General features: G+C 69.0%; 18 protein-coding genes. 13 read left to right on the forward strand and 5 right to left on the reverse strand.

Going from position 1 to position 17516, the window contains the following annotated elements:
* The first annotated feature begins 1 nt into the window (after window position 1).
* The 4 genes from ngg (at window position 2) to ACGFIK_RS03995 (ending at window position 4824) form a co-directional block, all read left to right on the forward strand.
* Window positions 2–1876 (forward strand): N-acetylglutaminylglutamine synthetase, encoded by a 1875-nt coding sequence (gene ngg, locus ACGFIK_RS03980; protein ID WP_327022675.1) that lies wholly within the window; start codon window positions 2–4, stop codon window positions 1874–1876.
* Window positions 1873–3066 carry an osmoprotectant NAGGN system M42 family peptidase gene (locus ACGFIK_RS03985; protein ID WP_327022676.1) on the forward strand — a complete coding sequence of 398 codons (1194 nt, stop codon included), beginning with the start codon at window positions 1873–1875 and terminating at the stop codon, window positions 3064–3066. Before ngg ends, ACGFIK_RS03985 begins: the two co-directional genes overlap by 4 nt.
* Before the next feature lie 319 nt (window positions 3067–3385).
* The gene (locus ACGFIK_RS03990; protein WP_327022677.1) at window positions 3386–4315 is read left to right on the forward strand and encodes a ribonuclease Z; all 930 of its coding nucleotides are present in this window, start codon (window positions 3386–3388) and stop codon (window positions 4313–4315) included.
* Window positions 4312–4824 carry a GNAT family N-acetyltransferase gene (locus ACGFIK_RS03995; RefSeq protein WP_327022678.1) on the forward strand — a complete coding sequence of 171 codons (513 nt, stop codon included), beginning with the start codon at window positions 4312–4314 and terminating at the stop codon, window positions 4822–4824. Before ACGFIK_RS03990 ends, ACGFIK_RS03995 begins: the two co-directional genes overlap by 4 nt.
* Window positions 4825–4958: 134 nt before the next feature.
* On the opposite strand, the gene ACGFIK_RS04000 is transcribed toward ACGFIK_RS03995, so the two are convergent.
* Window positions 4959–6329 carry a cystathionine beta-synthase gene (locus tag ACGFIK_RS04000; RefSeq protein ID WP_327022679.1) on the reverse strand — a complete coding sequence of 457 codons (1371 nt, stop codon included), beginning with the start codon at window positions 6327–6329 and terminating at the stop codon, window positions 4959–4961.
* A gap of 87 nt (window positions 6330–6416) precedes the next feature.
* Window positions 6417–6773, reverse strand: a complete 357-nt coding sequence (locus tag ACGFIK_RS04005; RefSeq protein ID WP_013731647.1) for a YkvA family protein — start codon at window positions 6771–6773, stop codon at window positions 6417–6419.
* Window positions 6774–6912: 139 nt separating this feature from the next.
* On the opposite strand from ACGFIK_RS04005, the gene ACGFIK_RS04010 reads away from it, so the two are divergent.
* The 3 genes from ACGFIK_RS04010 to ACGFIK_RS04020 are packed head-to-tail and all read left to right on the forward strand — an operon-like array spanning window position 6913 to window position 10128.
* Window positions 6913–7962, forward strand: a complete 1050-nt coding sequence (locus ACGFIK_RS04010; protein WP_327022680.1) for an SGNH/GDSL hydrolase family protein — start codon at window positions 6913–6915, stop codon at window positions 7960–7962.
* Between the two features lie 52 nt (window positions 7963–8014).
* Entirely contained in the window at window positions 8015–8818 is an 804-nt protein-coding gene (locus ACGFIK_RS04015) for an SGNH/GDSL hydrolase family protein (protein ID WP_327022681.1), read from the forward strand.
* 50 nt (window positions 8819–8868) lie between these two features.
* Window positions 8869–10128 (forward strand): acetyl-CoA C-acetyltransferase, encoded by a 1260-nt coding sequence (locus ACGFIK_RS04020; protein WP_327022682.1) that lies wholly within the window; start codon window positions 8869–8871, stop codon window positions 10126–10128.
* A gap of 42 nt (window positions 10129–10170) precedes the next feature.
* On the opposite strand, the gene ACGFIK_RS04025 is transcribed toward ACGFIK_RS04020, so the two are convergent.
* The 3 genes from ACGFIK_RS04025 to ACGFIK_RS04035 all read right to left on the reverse strand — a co-directional run bounded on the left by ACGFIK_RS04025 (window position 10171) and on the right by ACGFIK_RS04035 (window position 13227).
* The gene (locus ACGFIK_RS04025; protein WP_327027259.1) at window positions 10171–10464 is read right to left on the reverse strand and encodes a hypothetical protein; all 294 of its coding nucleotides are present in this window, start codon (window positions 10462–10464) and stop codon (window positions 10171–10173) included.
* A gap of 230 nt (window positions 10465–10694) precedes the next feature.
* On the reverse strand, window positions 10695–11585 hold the full coding sequence (locus ACGFIK_RS04030) for a Bax inhibitor-1/YccA family protein (RefSeq protein WP_327022683.1): 891 nt from the start codon (window positions 11583–11585) through the stop codon (window positions 10695–10697).
* A gap of 874 nt (window positions 11586–12459) precedes the next feature.
* Window positions 12460–13227, reverse strand: a complete 768-nt coding sequence (locus ACGFIK_RS04035; RefSeq protein ID WP_327022684.1) for a BTAD domain-containing putative transcriptional regulator — start codon at window positions 13225–13227, stop codon at window positions 12460–12462.
* Between the two features lie 161 nt (window positions 13228–13388).
* On the opposite strand from ACGFIK_RS04035, the gene ACGFIK_RS04040 reads away from it, so the two are divergent.
* From ACGFIK_RS04040 to ACGFIK_RS04065, 6 genes are all read left to right on the forward strand, one after another.
* Window positions 13389–13664: a hypothetical protein gene (locus tag ACGFIK_RS04040; protein WP_327022685.1), complete on the forward strand. Its 276-nt coding sequence runs from the start codon at window positions 13389–13391 to the stop codon at window positions 13662–13664.
* 407 nt (window positions 13665–14071) lie between these two features.
* Window positions 14072–14386: a hypothetical protein gene (locus tag ACGFIK_RS04045; RefSeq protein WP_327022686.1), complete on the forward strand. Its 315-nt coding sequence runs from the start codon at window positions 14072–14074 to the stop codon at window positions 14384–14386.
* A 38-nt stretch (window positions 14387–14424) separates the two neighbouring features.
* Complete coding sequence (locus tag ACGFIK_RS04050) at window positions 14425–14739, forward strand: hypothetical protein (RefSeq protein ID WP_327022687.1); 315 nt, start codon at window positions 14425–14427, stop codon at window positions 14737–14739.
* The gene (locus ACGFIK_RS04055) at window positions 14736–15128 is read left to right on the forward strand and encodes a hypothetical protein (RefSeq protein WP_327022688.1); all 393 of its coding nucleotides are present in this window, start codon (window positions 14736–14738) and stop codon (window positions 15126–15128) included. Before ACGFIK_RS04050 ends, ACGFIK_RS04055 begins: the two co-directional genes overlap by 4 nt.
* A 76-nt stretch (window positions 15129–15204) precedes the next feature.
* Entirely contained in the window at window positions 15205–15957 is a 753-nt protein-coding gene (locus ACGFIK_RS04060) for an ABC transporter ATP-binding protein (protein WP_327022689.1), read from the forward strand.
* Window positions 15954–17201, forward strand: coding sequence for a hypothetical protein (locus tag ACGFIK_RS04065; RefSeq protein WP_327022690.1), 1248 nt, complete (start codon window positions 15954–15956; stop codon window positions 17199–17201). The genes ACGFIK_RS04060 and ACGFIK_RS04065 overlap by 4 nt, the downstream gene beginning before the upstream one ends.
* Window positions 17202–17516 lie beyond the last annotated feature (315 nt).

The raw sequence follows: 17516 nt of genomic DNA on the forward strand, positions 1-17516 counted from the left end.
CGTGACGGACACACTGGCCACCGGAACGGCTAGGGCCGACCGGGGCCGGGGACGGCGGTACGAGCGGGTCGGGCCGGGTGGCGACCCGGTCGCCGTGGCCGCCGGCACCGAACCCGGCGAAGACGAGGAGGGAACGCGCGGCGACGACGGCGTCGTGCTGGACTGCGGTTGGGGGCGGCTGGTCTTCGGCCAGACCTTCCACGATCAGGCCGCCGTCGCCGACGTACTGCGCTCCGAGGCGGCCGGTGCCCGGGACATCTGCATCTACCTGCGTGATCCCCATGTGCTGGTCTCCCGGCTGCCGGATGAGCTGTTCATCGACCCCTCGCTGACCTACCGGCTGCCGCTGCCCGGCTCCCGACCGGAGGCCACCGGGAAGAGCGGCACCGTCGAGATTCCCACCCTCCCGGAGGGCGCAGCGGAGCTGCCCGGGGTACGCATCCGCCGGCTGCGCGACGCCGCCGACGCGGAGGCGGTCAACCGGATCTACGCGGCCAACGGCATGGTCACCGCACCGGTCGAGATCCTGGTGGACAACGCCGCCACCGACCGCTTCCTGCACCTGGTGGCGGAGGCGACGACCGGCGAGATCGTCGGCACCATCACCGGGGTGGACCATGTCGCGGTCTTCGACGACCCGGACAACGGCGCCAGCCTGTGGTGCCTGACGGTCGACTTCAACCAGGCCCCGCCGGGCACCGGGCAGGCCCTGATCACCGAGTTGGCCGCCCGGCTGGTCGCCCGGGGTCGGGCGTACGTGGACCTGTCGGTGCTGGCCGAGAACGTCGGCGCGATCCGGCTCTACGAGCGGCTCGGCTTCTACCGCACCTCGACCCTCTGTGTGAAGCGCAAGAACCCGATCAACGAGCGGCTGTTCCTGCCGGCCATGCCGGCCGGGTACGACCAGCTCAACCCATACGCGAAGATCGTCGCCGACGAGGCCATGCGGCGGGGCATTCGGGTGGAGGTGACCGACCCCCAGTGGGGTGAGTTGCGGCTGTCCACCGGTGGCCGGACGATCCTCACCCGGGAGTCGCTGTCGGAGTTGACCTCGGCGGTGGCGATGAGCCGCTGCGACGACAAGCGGGTCACCCGGCGGATCCTGGCCGAGGCCGGGCTCAGCGTGCCGCGGGGACGCACCGCCAGCGGGGACGCCGCCGACGTCGAGTTCCTGGCCGAGGTGGGCGAGCTGGTCGTCAAGCCGGCCCGGGGCGAGCAGGGCAACGGCATCACCGTGGGGGTCAAGACCCCGGAGGCCCTGGCCGCCGCGATCGAGTTGGCCGCCCGGTACTGCACGGAGGTGCTGCTGGAGGAGTTGTGCGCCGGTGAGGACCTCCGGGTGGTCATGATCGATCACGAGGTGGTCGCCGCCGCCGTACGCCGGCCGGCCTCCGTCACCGGTGACGGGGTGCACGACATCGCCGAGCTGATCGAACGGCAGAGCCGCCGCCGGGCCGCGGCCACCGGCGGGGAGTCCCGCATCCCGCTGGACGACATCACCCGGGACGTGGTCGCCGAGGCCGGTTACGAGCTGCACGACATCCTGCCCGAGGGGCAGGTGCTGGCCGTACGCCGCACCGCCAACCTGCACACCGGGGGCACCATCCACGACGTCACCGGCGAGCTGCATCCGGTGATCGCCGAGGCGTGCGTGGCCGCCAGCCGGGCCCTGGACATCCCGGTCACCGGTCTGGATCTGCTGACCCCGGCCCCCGATCGACCCGAGCACGTCTTCATCGAGGCCAACGAGCGGCCCGGGTTGGCCAACCATGAGCCGCAGCCCACCGCGGAGCGCTTCGTGGATCTCCTCTTTCCCGGGACGCGGGCACCGCAACGGCTGTGGACTCCGGCGGGTGCGGCACCATCGGGGGCATGACCGTACGCAAGACCATCCCGCTCCCCCTAGACCTGGACTACCTGCGCCAGGTGCTGCTCGAACTGCTGGACATTCCCAGCCCTTCCGGGCGTACCGACCATGTGCAGCAGTACGTAGGTGAGCGTCTGTCGGCGCTCGGCATCCCGTCGACGCTGACCCGCCGAGGGGCGCTCAGCGCCTGCCTGCCCGGCCCTCGGGAGCACGGGGCGGACCGGGCGATCGTGGTGCACACCGACACCATCGGCGGGATGGTCAAGCGGCTCAAGGAGAACGGCCGGCTGGAACTCAAGCCGATCGGTACGCACAGCGCCCGGTTCGCCGAGGGAGCCCACGTCCGGATCTTCACCGACGACCTGGAACGGGTGATCACCGGTCAGGTGCTCCCCCTGAAGGCCAGCGGCCATCGCTACAACGAGGCCGTCGACGAGCAGGGCATCGGCTGGGATCAGGTCGAGGTACGCGTCGACGAGCCGGTGGAGGACATCGACGGCCTGCGGGCACTCGGCATCGACGCGGGCGACTTCGTGGCCTTCCTGCCCAACCCGACCGTCACCCCCAGCGGGTACGTCAAGTCCCGCCACCTGGACGACAAGGCCGGGGTGGCTGCGGTGCTCACCGCGATCAAGGCGATGGTCGACGCGGGGGTGCAGCCGGCCGTCACCGCGCACCTGCTGATCACGGTGACCGAGGAGATCGGCCACGGTGCCTCGCACGGCCTGGACCCGGACGTCGCCGAGATCGTCTCGGTGGACGCCGCGGTGGTCGCCCCCGGGCAGCAGTCCCGGGAGGACGCCGCCACCCTGGCCATGGGCGACGGGGTGGGCCCCTTCGACTATCACCTGACCCGCAACCTGGCCGCCATCGCCCGGGAGCACGAGGTGGACCTGGTCCGCGACGTCTTCGACTACTACCGCTCGGACGTGGCGGCGGCGGTGGAGGCCGGGGCCCACGCCCGGGTGGCCCTGCTCGGTTTCGGTGTCGACGCCACCCACGGTCACGAACGCACCCACCTGGAAGGGCTGCGGCAACTGGCCCAACTGCTCTGTCTCTACCTCCAGAGCGACCTGGTCTTCCCCGAGTGGGACGCCGAGCCGGAGGGTGACCTGGCGAACTTCCCCTCCCTGTCGGTGCAGCCGGCCAACGAGGACGGCCCCCGCGAGGGCCCGATCGGCATAGCCCCCGGCTCGTGAGGTGGCCCGGCATTCCCGGCCGGCCTGTGATCGAAATCCGTTGCCGCCGACCCCGGCCGTGGATAACGTGACGGGTACACGGGAAAGGAGGTGGTCCAGACTTGTATAGCAATCGGACTCGTGAGGTGGCTGTCCGCTAGCCGCTGTCCTCGACAGTGACCGTCTGATCCAGGCGGGCAGTAAGAAGTCGTCGAGACCGTGTGGCAGCGGTGCGGCGAAACCACGACAAGCCACCCGACCCCCGGGGTGCCGACCCAGTCCAGTCGGCCCGCCTCAGCGCGGAAGCCCCGGGGGTCGCTTCATGTCAGCGGAGGCCAGGGTGTCCATGCGTGAGCTGGTGGTGCTCGGTACGGCCAGCCAGGCCCCGACCCGGGCCCGCAACCACAACGGGTACGTGCTGCGCTGGGACGACGAGGTGATCCTCTTCGACCCGGGTGAGGGCAGCCAGCGGCAACTGCTGCACACCACGGTCACCGCCACCGACCTGACCCGGATCTGCATCACCCACTTCCACGGCGACCACTGCCTCGGCCTGCCCGGCACCATCCAGCGGCTCTCCCTGGACCGGGTCTCCCGGCCGGTGGCGGTGCACTTCCCGGCCGAGGGTGCGGAATACTTCGCCCGACTGCGGCACGCCAGCTCCTTTTACGAGACCGCCGAGCTGGCGGTGACCCCGATCGAGGCGGACGGGCAGCGCATCGCGTTGCGCTGCGGCACCCTGGAGGCCCGCCGACTGCGGCACCCGATCGACACGTACGGCTATCGGCTGGTGGAACCGGACGGCTGCCGGATGCTGCCGGAGCGGCTGGCCGCGTACGGCATCGCCGGGCCGGCCGTCGGCGAGTTGCAGCGCGTCGGCCACCTGGACCTCGACGGGCGGCGCGTCACCCGCGACGAGGTTAGCGTGCCCCGACCCGGGCAGCGGTTCGCCTTCGTGATGGACACCGGCCTCTGCGACGGGGTGTACGCCCTGGCCGAGCACGCCGACCTGCTGGTGATCGAGGCGACCTTCCTGGAGTCGGAGGCGGCCCTGGCCGCCGAGGTCGGGCACCTGACCGCCGCCCAGGCCGCCCGGGTGGCCACCGAGTCCGGGGTACGCCGTCTGGTGCTCACCCACTTCTCCCAGCGCTACCCCGACCTGCGTCGCTTCGCCGAGGAGGCCCGCGCCCACTTCGACGGCGACCTGGTGATCGCCGAGGATCTGACCACCGTGCAGGTCCCGCCCCGGCGGGTACCCTCGGCCGGGTGACTGTCACGCTGCGTGCCGCTACCGCTGACGACATCGCGGCGGTGGGACGGCTGCACCAGCGTTCCCGGGTCGCCGCGTACTCCTCGATCCTGCCGCCGGAGGCCCTGGCCGACCCGACACCGCAGGCGTTGGCCGACTACTGGACGCTCCGGTGGAGCTATGAGCTGACCGACCACCGGATGACCGTGGCCGAGCGGGACGGCACCCTGGTCGGCTTCAGTTACCTCGGGCCGGACGACGAGGAGGACCCGGACACCGGCCTGCTCAACGCCATCCACCTGGAGCCGGCAGAGCGGGGTCGGGGCATCGGTCGGGCCCTGATGATCGACGCCCTGACCGCCATGGGGCGGCGCGGTTGGCGCCGCGCGGTGCTCTGGGTGCTGAGCGACAACGCGCCCGCCCGCCGCTTCTACGAGCGCGGCGGCTGGCAGCGGACCGGGCTGGAACGCGACGACATGATCGGCAACGTGAGCGTCCGGCAACTGCGCTACACCCGCGCTTTGGGGTAAGGAAGGGCCCCTTATTAACGCCTACGGTAGAGGAAGGGCCCCCTATTAACACTCGATCTAGCGACTGCCGGCCGGGTGTTAACAAGGGGCCCCTGCTATGCATGAGGCGTTAAAAGGGGGCCCTTCCTTCCACCTCAGCGGGCGCCGAGGTGGGCGAGCAGGTCCTGACGGGTGAGAACGCCCTTGGGCTTGCCGTCGATCAACACCAGGGCGGCGTCGGACTTCTCCAGCAGGTTGACGGCCTCGCTGACCGGCTGACCACCGCCGACCATCGGCAGCGGCGGGGCCATGTGCCGCTCGATCGTGTCGTGCAGCTGGGCCTGGCCGGTGAACAGAGCGTCGAGCAGGTCCCGCTCGGCGATCGAACCGGCCACCTCGCCGGTCACCACCGGGGGTTCGGCCTTGAGCACCGGCAACTGCGAGACGCCGTACTCCCGCATGTAGTCGACCGCGTCCCGGACCGTCTCGGTCGGGTGGACGTGCACCAGCTCGGGCAGGCCGCCCGGCTTACCGGCCAGCGCCTCGGCCACGGTCGGCTCGGAGCCGGAGTTGTCGAGGAAGCCGTACCGGGCCATCCAGGTGTCGTTGAAGATCTTGGAGAGGTAGCCCCGGCCGCCGTCCGGCAGCAGCACCACGATCACGTCGTCCGGGCCGGCGGAACGAGCCACCTCCAGCGCGGCCACCGCCGCCATTCCGCAGGAGCCGCCGACCAGCAGCCCCTCCTCGCGGGCCAGCCGCCGGGTCATCTCGAAGGACTGCTTGTCCGAGACCTCGATGATCTGGTCGGCCACGCTGCGGTCGTAGGTCTCCGGCCAGAAGTCCTCACCGACCCCCTCGACCAGGTACGGCCGGCCGGTGCCCCCGGAGTAGACCGAGCCCTCCGGGTCCGCGCCGATGACCTTCACCGTCCCGCCGGAGGCCTCCTTGAGGTACCGGCCGATGCCGGAGATGGTGCCGCCGGTACCGACGCCGGCCACGAAGTGGGTGATCCGACCCTCGGTCTGCTTCCACAGCTCCGGGCCGGTCACCTCGTAGTGCGAACGGGGGTTGGCCGGGTTGGCGTACTGGTTGGGCTTCCAGGCCCCCGGGATCTCCCGGGCCAGCCGGTCGGAGACGTTGTAGTACGAGCGGGGGTCCTCCGGCGCGACCGCGGTCGGGCAGACCACCACCTCGGCGCCGTACGCCCGCAGCACGTCCTGCTTGTCCTGGCTGACCTTGTCGGGGCAGACGAAGACACACTTGTAGCCCTTGAGCTGGGCCACCAGGGCCAGCCCGACCCCGGTGTTGCCACTGGTCGGCTCGACGATGGTGCCGCCGGGCTTGAGGATGCCGGCCGCCTCGGCGTCCTCCACCATGCGCAGGGCGATCCGGTCCTTCACCGACCCGCCGGGGTTGAGGTACTCCACCTTCGCCAACACGGTGGCCTGGATGCCCTCGGCCACATTGCGCAGCCGTACCAGCGGGGTGTTGCCGATCAGCTCGACGACGTTGTCGTAGTACTGCACCTCGTTGTGCCCTTCTCCTTCGACGCCGGCGCCGCAGGCCTGGCGGGGGGTGTCTGCCGTGAAATTCCCGCGCCAAGGGTACGTCGGTCAGGGCACCACGTGACCGGGGACCACGGTGCTGGTGCGCGCCTCCCATTCCAGGAAGCGTTCGGTCTCGGCCAGCACGGCCCCGGCCAGCCAGGTCACCATCACCGCGTCGTCGATCAACCCGAACACCGTCAGGAACAACTCCGGGACCGCGTCGACCGGGGAGACGATGTACGCCGTCGCCGCCGTCATCATCGCCAACCTCAGGCCCCCGTCGTACCGGCCGCGGGCGGTGGCGGCGATCATCCTGGGCAGCGCGCCGATCCGCGCGCCGAGCGACGGTCCACCCCGGGCACCAGCGGTCAGGGCCCGGCCCAGGGCCACGAAGGCGGCACCCCGCTTCAACGTCCTTGCCATCGTCGTGCTCCTCTCCACGTGCAGCGTGACGCCTGGACGCAACACCCTGCCATCAAATACCCAGACGGGTCGGATTCCAGGCACCGGGGTGCGCTCGCGAGCACCGCAGAAGGTCGTACCGCCGCGCTAATGTCGCTGTATGGGGGCCGTTGGTTCTGTCTTACCCGAACGTCCGCGTTGGCCGCGCGCCTGGCGGGTGGCCCGGGTGGCCGCGCTCGGCACCGGCGCCACCGCGGCGGCTGCGGCGGCGGCGACCGGCGTACTGCTCGGGCAGGCCCGCCAGGCCCGCCGCATCATTCCGATGGCCGAGGCACCGCCACCCCGCTGTGACGGAGTCTACGGGGCCAAGTTTCCCGGCCCGCCGCTCACCATGGTCGTGCTCGGCGACTCCATCGCCGCCGGCTACGGCGTGCACCGCCGCCGAGAGACCCCCGGCGCCCTGCTGGCCACCGGCCTGTCCCGGCGACTCCAGCGTCCCGTACGCCTGCACCGCTTCGCGGTGGTGGGTGCCATCTCCGCCAGCCTCAAGTTTCAGGTCGAGGCGGCTCTGGAGTGCGACCCGGATGTCGCCGTCATCCTGATCGGCGGCAACGACGTGACGAACCGTGCCCCCCTCGGACTGGCCGTGCGTCACCTCGTCGAGGGGGTTCGGGCACTGCGCGCGGCCGGTGCCGAGGTGGTCGTCGGCACCTGCCCCGACCTGGGCACGATCCGTCCCATCAAGCCACCCCTGCGCTGGCTGGCCCGCCGGTGGAGCCGCCAGCTCGCCGCCGCCCAGACCGTGGCCGTGGTCTCGGCCGGTGGCTGGACGGTCTCTTTGGGCAACCTGCTGGGGCCCCGCTTCACCGCCGAACCGGGGCGAATGTTCGCCTGGGACCGGTTCCATCCCTCCGCGGAGGGGTACGCCGTGGCCGCCGCCGCCATCCTGCCCACGGTGCTCGCCGCACTCGGTCACGGAGCGGATCGCAGGCCTTCGCCAACCCGCGTCGAAGGCGTACGGTCATTGCCGAGGGCCGCTCACGAAGCGGCGAGGCATCCGGGTACGGAGGTCAGCGGCACGCAGGTTCGTGGCAGTGAGAGCGGTCCCGGTGGCCGCTGGGCGCAACTGCGTCGCCGGGGGCTGTTCGGCATCGGCGCGATGTCATCGCCGACCGGTGCCGACTCACCCGCAGTGGAGGAACTCAGATGATCGACCGGACGAGGCTCGCGTACACCAGGGCTGCCCGGGCTGGGGCAGCGCGATGACCAGCAACGTGCCCGGGGGCCGGGTGGCCGGCTGGCTGGCCCGTACGGCCGCCGCCTCGCTGCTCGCCGGCACCCTGGGCGGCGCGGCGGTGCTCGCCGGTCAGGCCGTGGTGGCCCGCAGCCGCCGCTACGCCCAACCCGAACTGGGTCTCGCACTGCGGGCCACGGTCGGCCGCGTCGACGCCCCGCCGCTGCGGCTGGTGCTGCTCGGTGACTCCTCCGCCCTGGGGGTCGGTGTCGATCGTCTCGGCGACACCATCGGCGGGCAGTTGGCCGAGTTGCTGGCGGAGGGTCCGGCCGGGCGCCAGGTGCGGCTGTCCAGTGTCGGTGTCTCCGGGTCGCGCTCCACCGACCTGGCGACCCAGGTCGCCCGGGCGTTGCTCGGCGCGCAGCCGGACGTGGCGGTCATCCTGATCGGGGCGAACGACGCCACCACCCTGCGCAGGCCCTCGGAGGCCGCCGCCTACCTGGGTGCGGCCGTGCACCGGCTCCGCCAGGCCGGGGTGGAGGTCGTCGTCGGCACCTGCCCGGACCTGGGCGCGGTGCCGGCCATCGCCCCGCCCCTGCGGCAGGTGGTCGGCTGGGTGGGCCGCCAGGTCGGCCGGGCGCAGACCAAGGCGGTCCTCGACGCCGGGGGTGCGGTGGTCGACCTGGCCGCCGAGACCGGGCAGGTGTTCCGCGCCGATGCCGGCACCTTCTGTCACGACGGCTATCACCCCTCCGCCGACGGGTACCGCGTCTGGGCCCACGCCCTGCTGCCGGCGGTGGCCGCCGCAGCGGCCGTCACCCAACGCCGCTGACCCTCGCCGGCGACTTCCACGACAAGTTACTCGCGGGTTAACGTTGGGTCATGCCGATTGAGTCGCCACGCGATGCCGTGATCGTCGCCACCACCCGCTCACCCATCGGTCGGGCCCACAAGGGGTCCCTCCGTGATGTTCGTCCGGACGACCTCGCCGCCACCATCGTGCAGGCGGCCCTGGACAAGATCCCCCAGCTCGACCGGCAGGAGATCGACGACCTCTACCTGGGTTGCGGCCTGCCCGGCGGCGAGCAGGGCTTCAACATGGCCCGGGTGGTCGCCGTCCTGATGGGCCTCGACCGCCTGCCGGGTGCGACCCTGACCCGGTACTGCGCCTCCTCCCTGCAGACCACCCGGATGGCGATGCACGCGATCCGGGCCGGCGAGGGGGACGTGTTCATCTCCGCCGGTGTCGAGGCCGTCTCCCGGTACGCCCGGGGTAGCTCCGACGGCCTGCCCTCGGAGGCGCAGGCCCTGCTGGGCCGTTGGGAGAACCCCCGCTTCGCCGAGGCCCAGCAGCGTTCCAAGGACCGCTCCGAGGCCGAGGCCCCGGTCTGGAGCGACCCCCGCGAAGAGGGCGCCCTCCCGGACGTCTACCTCGCTATGGGGCAGACCGCGGAGAACCTGGCCCAGGTGTACGACATCTCCCGCGCCGACATGGACGCCTTCGGTGTACGCAGCCAGAACCTGGCCGAGAAGGCCATCGCGGACGGTTTCTGGGCCCGCGAGATCACTCCGGTGACCACCCCGGACGGCACGGTGGTCAGCATGGACGACGGGCCGCGTGCCGGGGTGACCCTGGAGGCCGTCTCCGCCCTCAAGCCGGTCTTCCGGCCGGACGGTCGGATCACCGCCGGCAACTGCTGCCCCCTCAACGACGGCGCCGCCGCCGTGGTGATCATGAGCGCGCAGCGGGCGCAGGAGTTGGGCGTCACCCCGCTGGCCCGGATCATCTCCACCGGCGTCACCGCCCTCTCCCCGGAGATCATGGGGCTCGGCCCGGTCGAGGCGAGCCGGCAGGCACTCAAGCGGGCCGGCATGACCATCGACGACGTGGACCTGGTCGAGATCAACGAGGCCTTCGCCGCCCAGGTCATCCCCTCGTACCGGCAGCTCGGGATCCCCGAGGAGAAGCTGAACGTGATGGGCGGGGCGATCGCCGTCGGCCACCCCTTCGGGATGACCGGCGCCCGGATCACCGGCACCCTGCTCAACGCCCTCCAGTGGCACGACAAGACCATCGGCCTGGAGACCATGTGCGTAGGCGGCGGACAAGGCATGGCCATGGTCCTGGAACGCCTCAGCTAAGCGCACGGCGACGGGCAGCTGCGCTGCCCGGCAGCAGGTTCCTCAAAGTGCGGCTCGGGTCGCGGCCACCTCGGCCGTTGCCCGGGCCAGCACCTCCTCGGACGGGGCGGCGGCGAGCAGATCGGCCGCGACCACCCGCAGTTGGTCGGCCAAAGCCAGGTCGTTGTCGAGCCGGGGCACGACCCGCCGTGGCTGCCCCTCCGCGTCCGCACACAGGTCGGCGATGTCCTGAATCAGTCGATGCACCAGCTCGGCCCGGGACACGTTGCCGGTCGAGGCGGTAACCGACCACCGCCCCTGCTGCCAGTGCCCCACCTGCCGCACCAGCAACTCCACACCCCGCCCCAACTCCACATCCCCCACCCCCAAAACCCTACCCACCCCCCTCCACCTCCCACCCCACCCAGAACGCGCGTTGATCATGAGGTTGGCGGCACCGTTGATCTCCACGGTGCCGCCAACCTCATAATCAACGGGGCGGGGTGGGAGGTGGGAGGGGGTGGGGTGACGACGGCGCCCGTCCCCTGGGTGGGGAGCGGGCGCCGGTCGGTCGTTAGGCGGTGAGGTCAGTCGTCGCCCTGGAAGTAGCTCAGCAGTCGCAGGATCTCGATGTAGAGCCAGATCAGGCTGACCAGGATGCCGAACGCGGCCACCCAGGAGTAGCGCTGCGGCAGGCCCATCCGGACGCCGTCCTCGACCTCCTTGAAGCTGAGCACGAAGCTCAGCGAGGCCACCACGATGCAGACCAGGCTGAAGCCGATGGCCAGTGCGTTGGCACCACCTTCACCGTCGCCACGCAAACCGGTGTTGACGCCGACCAACGACAACACCAGGTTGATCAGCATGACGGCGAACAGGCCGGCCATGACTGCGACCAAGCCCTTGGTGAACTTCGGCGTGGCCCGGATGACACGTGCCTTGTAGAGCATCGTCATCACGAAGAAGACACCGAACGTGGCGATTACCGCCTGCAGGACGATGCCCGGGTAACGCATTTCGAAGAACTTGCTGATCGCGCCGACCAGCACACCCTCGACGACGGCGTACGCGACGATCAGCGCCGGGTTCGCCATCTTCGAGAACGAGATGATCAGGCCGAGCACCAGGCCGACGATGGCCGCGCCGATCCAGGCGACACCGAGCAGGGCGTTGGGCACCAGCGCCCAGGCCGCCGCGGCGGAGACGCCGACGATGGCCAGGAGCATGACCGTCTTGACCACCACGTCGTCGATCGACATGGGGGTGACCGCTGAGGGCGCGGCCGGGAAGCCCGACGCGCCGGGATAATCGGCCTGCGGGGGGTAACCGGGCTGCTGCGGGTAACCAGCCTGCTGCGGGTAACCGGGCTGCTGCGGGTAACCGGGCTGCCCGTACGGCCCGGTGGGGGCGTACCCGGCGGCACGCTCGCGCTCGGCCGCCTGGCCGAGCCGCGCGAGTACCGGGTTCGAAGTCTTCACTGTCTGGCCTCCCTAAGGGGGTCGTGGCACGTCAACGCGCGCCACTAAGACTAATCGCCCGCACCAGCCCGACGGCCATCGGAATGCTGAGGGAAACCTGAGAGTGGACCTGCGGGCGCCGGTGGTCGTCGCCGGGGACCACCTGGCCGACCGTACCTCCCCGGGCTGCACGAAGGCCCCTGGCCTGCGGAGGGATCAACGAGGATCAACCCGCAGCCGGAGGCCTTCATCACGCTACGACCTCGGAGCCCGCCGTCACACGAATTCACCGGCCCGCCGCGAGGGATTTGCTATGAGCGGTAGACGTTGAACGCCTTTACTGCCTTCCAGCTGCATTCCCAAGAATCGGTGGGGTTCATCGAACCCTTTACCGTACGCCAGAGTCCCTGGTAGCTCGCGGACCAACTGCATTCCGACTGCAACTGCAGGGTCACTCCCGGCGAGTCGACGCATTCCCCCCACGTGGCGGTGTTCCGCCAGTGGGCCGCGCAGCCTTTGTAACGCGAGGTATCACCAGCAGCCTGCGCGGTGCCGGCTACTCCGCCCGCCGCTAGCACACCAGCGATCCCTGCCGCCAACGCCAGGGACGCCGCACGATTCTTCGTCATTTTCAAAGCCAACCTCCGAAGTTCATTGCATCAGGTGGCTACTGCCGTCGGGAGACAGGCAGCGCCGAGCCGGTCTCCCCTATCGTCGTCCCGAAGCGCATATTCTATGTACATCGAACAACGTCATCGCAGCGGGCGGGCTGCCATACAGGCAGCGACGGACCTGCAGCAAATCGTCGCGGCCGATTAGGCGTGCCGTTGATCCGCGTACGCAGCTTCATCCGCAGCATCGGGATCAACGACACGCCCTGACGCAATGCAAGCGCCTACCGGCCGACGCCAGTCAACTCCACCGAGACCTCATCAAGGAGCCGGTACTGCTGGATGCCGATTTCTGCGGCGAGGACCCGGCGCGCCTGCCCGAGCGTCTGAGAGGCTGCGGTCACGCCTCCCAAGAGGGCATGGACCCTGGCCAGCAGCGCCCAGGAGCGCTCCCGCGCAGGCTCTATCAGCACCGCGTCCGACAGGTAGGTCGCAACCGGACTGGCGACTCCCAGCCGCAGACAGACTTCGGCAAGTTCCTCGATGGCGGCGAGGCGCTCGGCGTTGAGGCCAGATGCGGCCGTCTGAAGACTCAAGGTGACGGGCAGATCGTCACCGGCCGGTCCACGCCACAGCGAGATCGCAGATTGTAGGGCCTGCGCGGCCCCGCGCAGGTCGCCGTAGGCGTTGCGTTCGCGACCGGCCGACAATCGAGCACGGAAAAGGTGCAGATCAGACTGTTCCGCACGCACCTGCAATTCATATCCGGAGGCCCGCCGTGTGACGAGCAGGTTGCGGCTTTCCGCCGGGAAGCTACCTCTCAACCTTGCCACATAGGATCTCAGGTTCGCTTCTGCCGACGGCGGCGGCTCGTCCCACAGTGCGCCGACGAGCCCACGAATAGATGTCGTACGACCAATGTTTCGTGCGAGGACCGCGACCAACCCTCGAATCATCGCCTGATTGAACTCGAGCTCTTGTTCATCAATTGAAACCACTACCCGCCCGAGAATGCCTATCTTGAGCGGGGTTAATCCACTAACCCCCGTCATGAGGCGGCATATTAGTCGATCTTTACGAAGGTGTCAAGCCCCATCGATGTGCCGGGAATATGCATTGACCCTGTTGCATTACGTCGTGGCTAATCGCGCCGCACCCTCATGCTTCTGTTGGAGGTAGTCGCTTGAAATCAACATTCCGCATAGCGCTCGGGATGACCGTCGCCGGACTGGCCGGGATCCTGATCGCCGGCGCTCCGGCACAGGCCGGATCAACCGGGCGCACACTCGGATGCGCGGCGCACTGGAAGGTCACTGCGGCATGGAACGAGTGCGTTGACTCGCCGGGGGCACAGATCCGGCTGAATGTCGAGTGCGACTGGCAGCTCGACCACACCGGAAGCTGGAAAACCGTCCGCGGCACGATCAACCCGGTGGACGAGTACCGGTGCAAGGTCAAGGCACTGACTGCCTGGAACGGTTACAGATAACAGGCGCTATCCGCTCGCGTTGTGCCTGGCACAACTAGTCGAACCGCAAATGTGGAGGTTTCTCGTGCATCGTAAACGCGCCGCCCTCGTGATGGGTGCAACCGTGCTGCTAGGGGTGGGACTGGGAGTCGCCTCAGCTGCCACGGCTCAGGCGGCTGGCGACACTCCCCGCCAACACGGATGTGCCGCGCACTGGCGGAACACCGCGTCATGGAACGAGTGCATCAACGCGCCCGGTCTCTACGTGCAACTTCAAGCGGAGTGCAAACTCCCGATCGGGACCAGCACCTACGTAGGACCGTGGCGTTGGGTCAAGGGGTCGATCGATCCGTCCGACCGACACGAATGCCGGCACCACGTGAACAAGGCAGAGGTCGCGTTCCGATTCTGATTGCTGGAGGTACGCAGTGAAAAGGGGTAAGAAACTCGCCCTCGTCGCAGGACTAGCCGCCGCATTTGCCCTCCCGATGGCCAGCGGTGGTGCTGCACAGGCATCCGGTGACACGTCGCGTGAGCATGGCTGCGCGGCCCACTGGCGAGTGACCGCCGCGTGGAACGAGTGCATCAATCCGCGGGGCGTCACGCTCCAACTCCAGGTCGAATGCAAGTGGCAGAATCAGTACTTCGGCCCCTGGAACTACGTGAACTCGTCTAAGGATCCGGTCAGCCGGTATGAATGCCGCTACCAGGCATACGAGGCCTACAACGCGTTCCGCTTCTAGTCCGAATTAGATCAGGCAATCCAGAATAAGAGGGAAAATTGAAGCTCAAGCAATCGTTGCCCGCCGCCGTCGCTCTGGTCGCCGGCCTGGCAACCGTCACGATCGGGTCCCTGCCGGCCGAGGCGGGGGACACCAACCGGGTCCGGGGTTGCGCCGCCCACTGGCGGACCACCGCCACTTGGAACGAGTGCGTACGGGACAGCCAGCAGCCCGTCGAGGTCCGCCTAGCGGTGGACTGCGACCTGCAACTCGACTGGACCGGGAAGTGGAAGAGGGTGGAGGGAGCCGTCGATCCACTGGACTCGTACAGCTGCTTCAAGAAGGCCAACTCCGCATGGAACGGCTACCGGTGAGCACCCGCAACAACTCTAGTGTCGCCGATACCGCGACCGCCGTCACCGGTGAGGTGCCTTCCTCTGCCGGAAGGTTGACGGGAGTGAAAAGGGCCGTCGGGGTCACGGCAGTCACCATGATGGCCCTGACCGGGATGGCTGTCACCGCCCAATCCGCACAGGCCAGCGGGTCGAGCGGCCGAACCCTCGGTTGTGCGGCGCATTGGCGTACCACCGCGGCATGGAACGAATGCGTCGATTCTCCGGGGGCGACGCTGCGCTTGCAGGTGGACTGCAGCTGGCAGCTCGATTACACCGGGCCGTGGCGCACGGTCAAGGGATCGGCCAATCCCATTGATCGGTTCGAGTGCGAACAGCGCGCCAACAGCGCATGGAACGGATACAAGTAGCAACTCGCACCAGGCGGGGCCAGGGGGCTCCCTTCGAAGGGACGCCTGGCCCCGCTAAGGATTCGGAGATCATACGATGACACCTGCTATCGAGGCCGTCGGACTGACCCAGGGTTACGGGCGTCAGGTCGTGGTTTCCAACATCGACTTCTCGCTCGACTCGGGCATCTACGGACTGCTCGGTCCCAACGGTGCGGGCAAGAGCACGCTGCTGCGTACGCTCGCCACCGTGATGCCGCCGTTTCAGGGCGAGATTCGGATTTGCGGAAACCCCGTACGAAGCACGTCCGACGTGCGGCGGACCCGCCGCAGCATCGGCTATCTGCCACAGCATTTCGGATACTTCGGCGAGTTCACGGTGTACGAGTTCGTACGGTACTGCGCCTGGCTTCGGGAGCTACCGACGTCGGAGGCGCATGAGGCGACTGTACGTGCGATAACCCAAGTGCATCTGGCGGACCGCCAGAAAACCAAGCTCAAGAAATTGTCGGGTGGGATGCTGCGTCGATGTGGCCTGGCGCAGGCGATCGTAGGTAATCCGGCGATTCTGCTGCTCGACGAGCCGACCGTGGGGCTCGACCCGGCTCAACGTCTTGAGTTCCGGGAACTCATTCGCTCCCTCAGGGACGCCACCGTAATCCTGAGCACACATTTGGTCGAAGATGTAGCTGCCGTCTGCGACGAGGCGATCGTCATGGCTGAGGGACGATTCCTCTTCCGTGGCACTCCTACCGCCTTGGCCGAGGCCGCCACACCCGGTGCAGCCGGAGACACCGCGCTGGAACGTGGTTACACCGCGGTCCTCGAAGGTTCGGCGGTGGCCGCATGATGTCCGTCCTCTGGTACGAGCTACGCAGGTCACCGCTGCGCTGGTGGCTGCCGTTTCTCCTCTTCGTCGACGCCGCCATGCTGTTCGGTCGCTCGACGGAGTGGATCGGAGTCTGGTCCCAGACCAGCGCCGCCGCGCAACTGCCGATCTTCTATATTGCCCTGTTCCTGGCCGCGGGCGCGGCTTGGGCCGCCGGGCGCATCTGGCGCAGCGGCGCCGCCGAGCAGCTTTCGGCCTCGGCGCGACCGGCCTGGCAAAGGGAGGCCGCTCAACTCGCGGCGTCGACCACATACGGCCTGGCGCCGTTCGCCCTGGGAATCGGGATCGCCGCCGTGATCACGGCCAGACGCGACGTGCCTGGATTCCTCTGGCCGAGCTACCTTCTTCTGGGCTTGGTTCTCCTTCTCGTCAGCACGGCCACGGGACACCTTCTCGGCCGGACGGTCCGCAATCGGGCCGTCGCTGCGCTGCTCGCCCCGGTGGTCGTCTTCATCTTCGTCGGCTTCCTCCCCTGGCTCGAACTGTCGCTGCTGTCAGGTCCCCCGCAGCTCCAGATCGAGCCTCTGCCGCTGGTGACACGCGCCGCGTTGGCGGTGGCGCTGGCGTTGGCCGCCGTGCTTCTGCCCGCGGTGACCACGACGGCTGGGACGAACTCCGGCACGATCAAGAAGAGCTGGTCGGCTGTGACCCTGGGGCTGGCTGCGGTTGTCGCGGTCGCCAGCGTCCTGACTGCGGGCCCGCTGCGCTCCGAGCGGCCGGCCCCGTCACCGCTCTGCTCGGAGGGCGCGCCCCGGGTGTGCATCTGGCCCGAACATCAGATCCACCTGGCTGCCATGCAGCGAATCGCGGATCGGCTCGGCGCGCTCAGCGGCGCCGTGACGGTGCCGGACACCTTCTACGAGGAAGGACTCCGGGCGCCGATGCGCTCCAACAGCGACTTCGCACTGGTGCTGGGCGAATGGGCGGCGGCTCGCGGGATGACGTCCGTCATCTTGAACGAGACGTTCGGGACGCGCTCCTGCGAACTTCCGCCCGATCCGCAGCTCGAACACAACCTCACCCTCACAATCGAGTTGAAGGAGTGGCTGGTCGCGCGGGCGGTCGGCCCGAAGCCTGACGACGTGCACGGCGGCTTCGAGTTCGACGAGGCGGAACTGGAACGAGTGCTCGCACTTCCTGAGGCCGAGCAGATGGCCTGGGCGAGCGACCGGGTCCAGCAGATCCGGGAGACACGTTGTGCCTAGCCTTCTTGAACTGGCGCTGTTCCTGAAGTGTCGCCGGCCCTTCGGCGTCGTCGCCATCCTGGTCGCCAGCGCAGTGGTGGCCGGCGTATGGGGCACCCTGGATGTGGCGCTGCCATCGGTCTCCGGCGACGGTTCCATCTCGATGCCGCTCTGGGTCCTGATTCCCATACCCGCCGGCGCGGCCATCGCGACGGGGCTCGCCTCCGACATGTCCGACTTCGAGATTGCGGCACCACGTACGTCCCGCATGATCTTGACGTGCTATCTGGCCTGCGCGCTGCTCATGGCAGCCGGATTGCAGGCGACGGGCCTCTT

Source organism: Micromonospora sp. NPDC048871 (assembly GCF_043198155.1).
Classification (GTDB): domain Bacteria; phylum Actinomycetota; class Actinomycetes; order Mycobacteriales; family Micromonosporaceae; genus Micromonospora.

Excerpts from the sequence above, each read along its gene's own strand:
- ACGFIK_RS03985 (WP_327022676.1), top strand. The coding sequence starts at position 1,873 with ATGACCGTACGCAAGACCATCCCGCTCCCCCTAGACCTGGACTACCTG.
- ACGFIK_RS04005 (WP_013731647.1), bottom strand. The coding sequence starts at position 6,773 with ATGGCAAGGACGTTGAAGCGGGGTGCCGCCTTCGTGGCCCTGGGCCGG.
- ACGFIK_RS04010 (WP_327022680.1), top strand. The coding sequence starts at position 6,913 with ATGGGGGCCGTTGGTTCTGTCTTACCCGAACGTCCGCGTTGGCCGCGC.
- ACGFIK_RS04015 (WP_327022681.1), top strand. The coding sequence starts at position 8,015 with ATGACCAGCAACGTGCCCGGGGGCCGGGTGGCCGGCTGGCTGGCCCGT.
- ACGFIK_RS04020 (WP_327022682.1), top strand. The coding sequence starts at position 8,869 with ATGCCGATTGAGTCGCCACGCGATGCCGTGATCGTCGCCACCACCCGC.
- ACGFIK_RS04035 (WP_327022684.1), bottom strand. The coding sequence starts at position 13,227 with ATGACGGGGGTTAGTGGATTAACCCCGCTCAAGATAGGCATTCTCGGG.
- ACGFIK_RS04040 (WP_327022685.1), top strand. The coding sequence starts at position 13,389 with ATGACCGTCGCCGGACTGGCCGGGATCCTGATCGCCGGCGCTCCGGCA.
- ACGFIK_RS04060 (WP_327022689.1), top strand. The coding sequence starts at position 15,205 with ATGACACCTGCTATCGAGGCCGTCGGACTGACCCAGGGTTACGGGCGT.
- ACGFIK_RS04065 (WP_327022690.1), top strand. The coding sequence starts at position 15,954 with ATGATGTCCGTCCTCTGGTACGAGCTACGCAGGTCACCGCTGCGCTGG.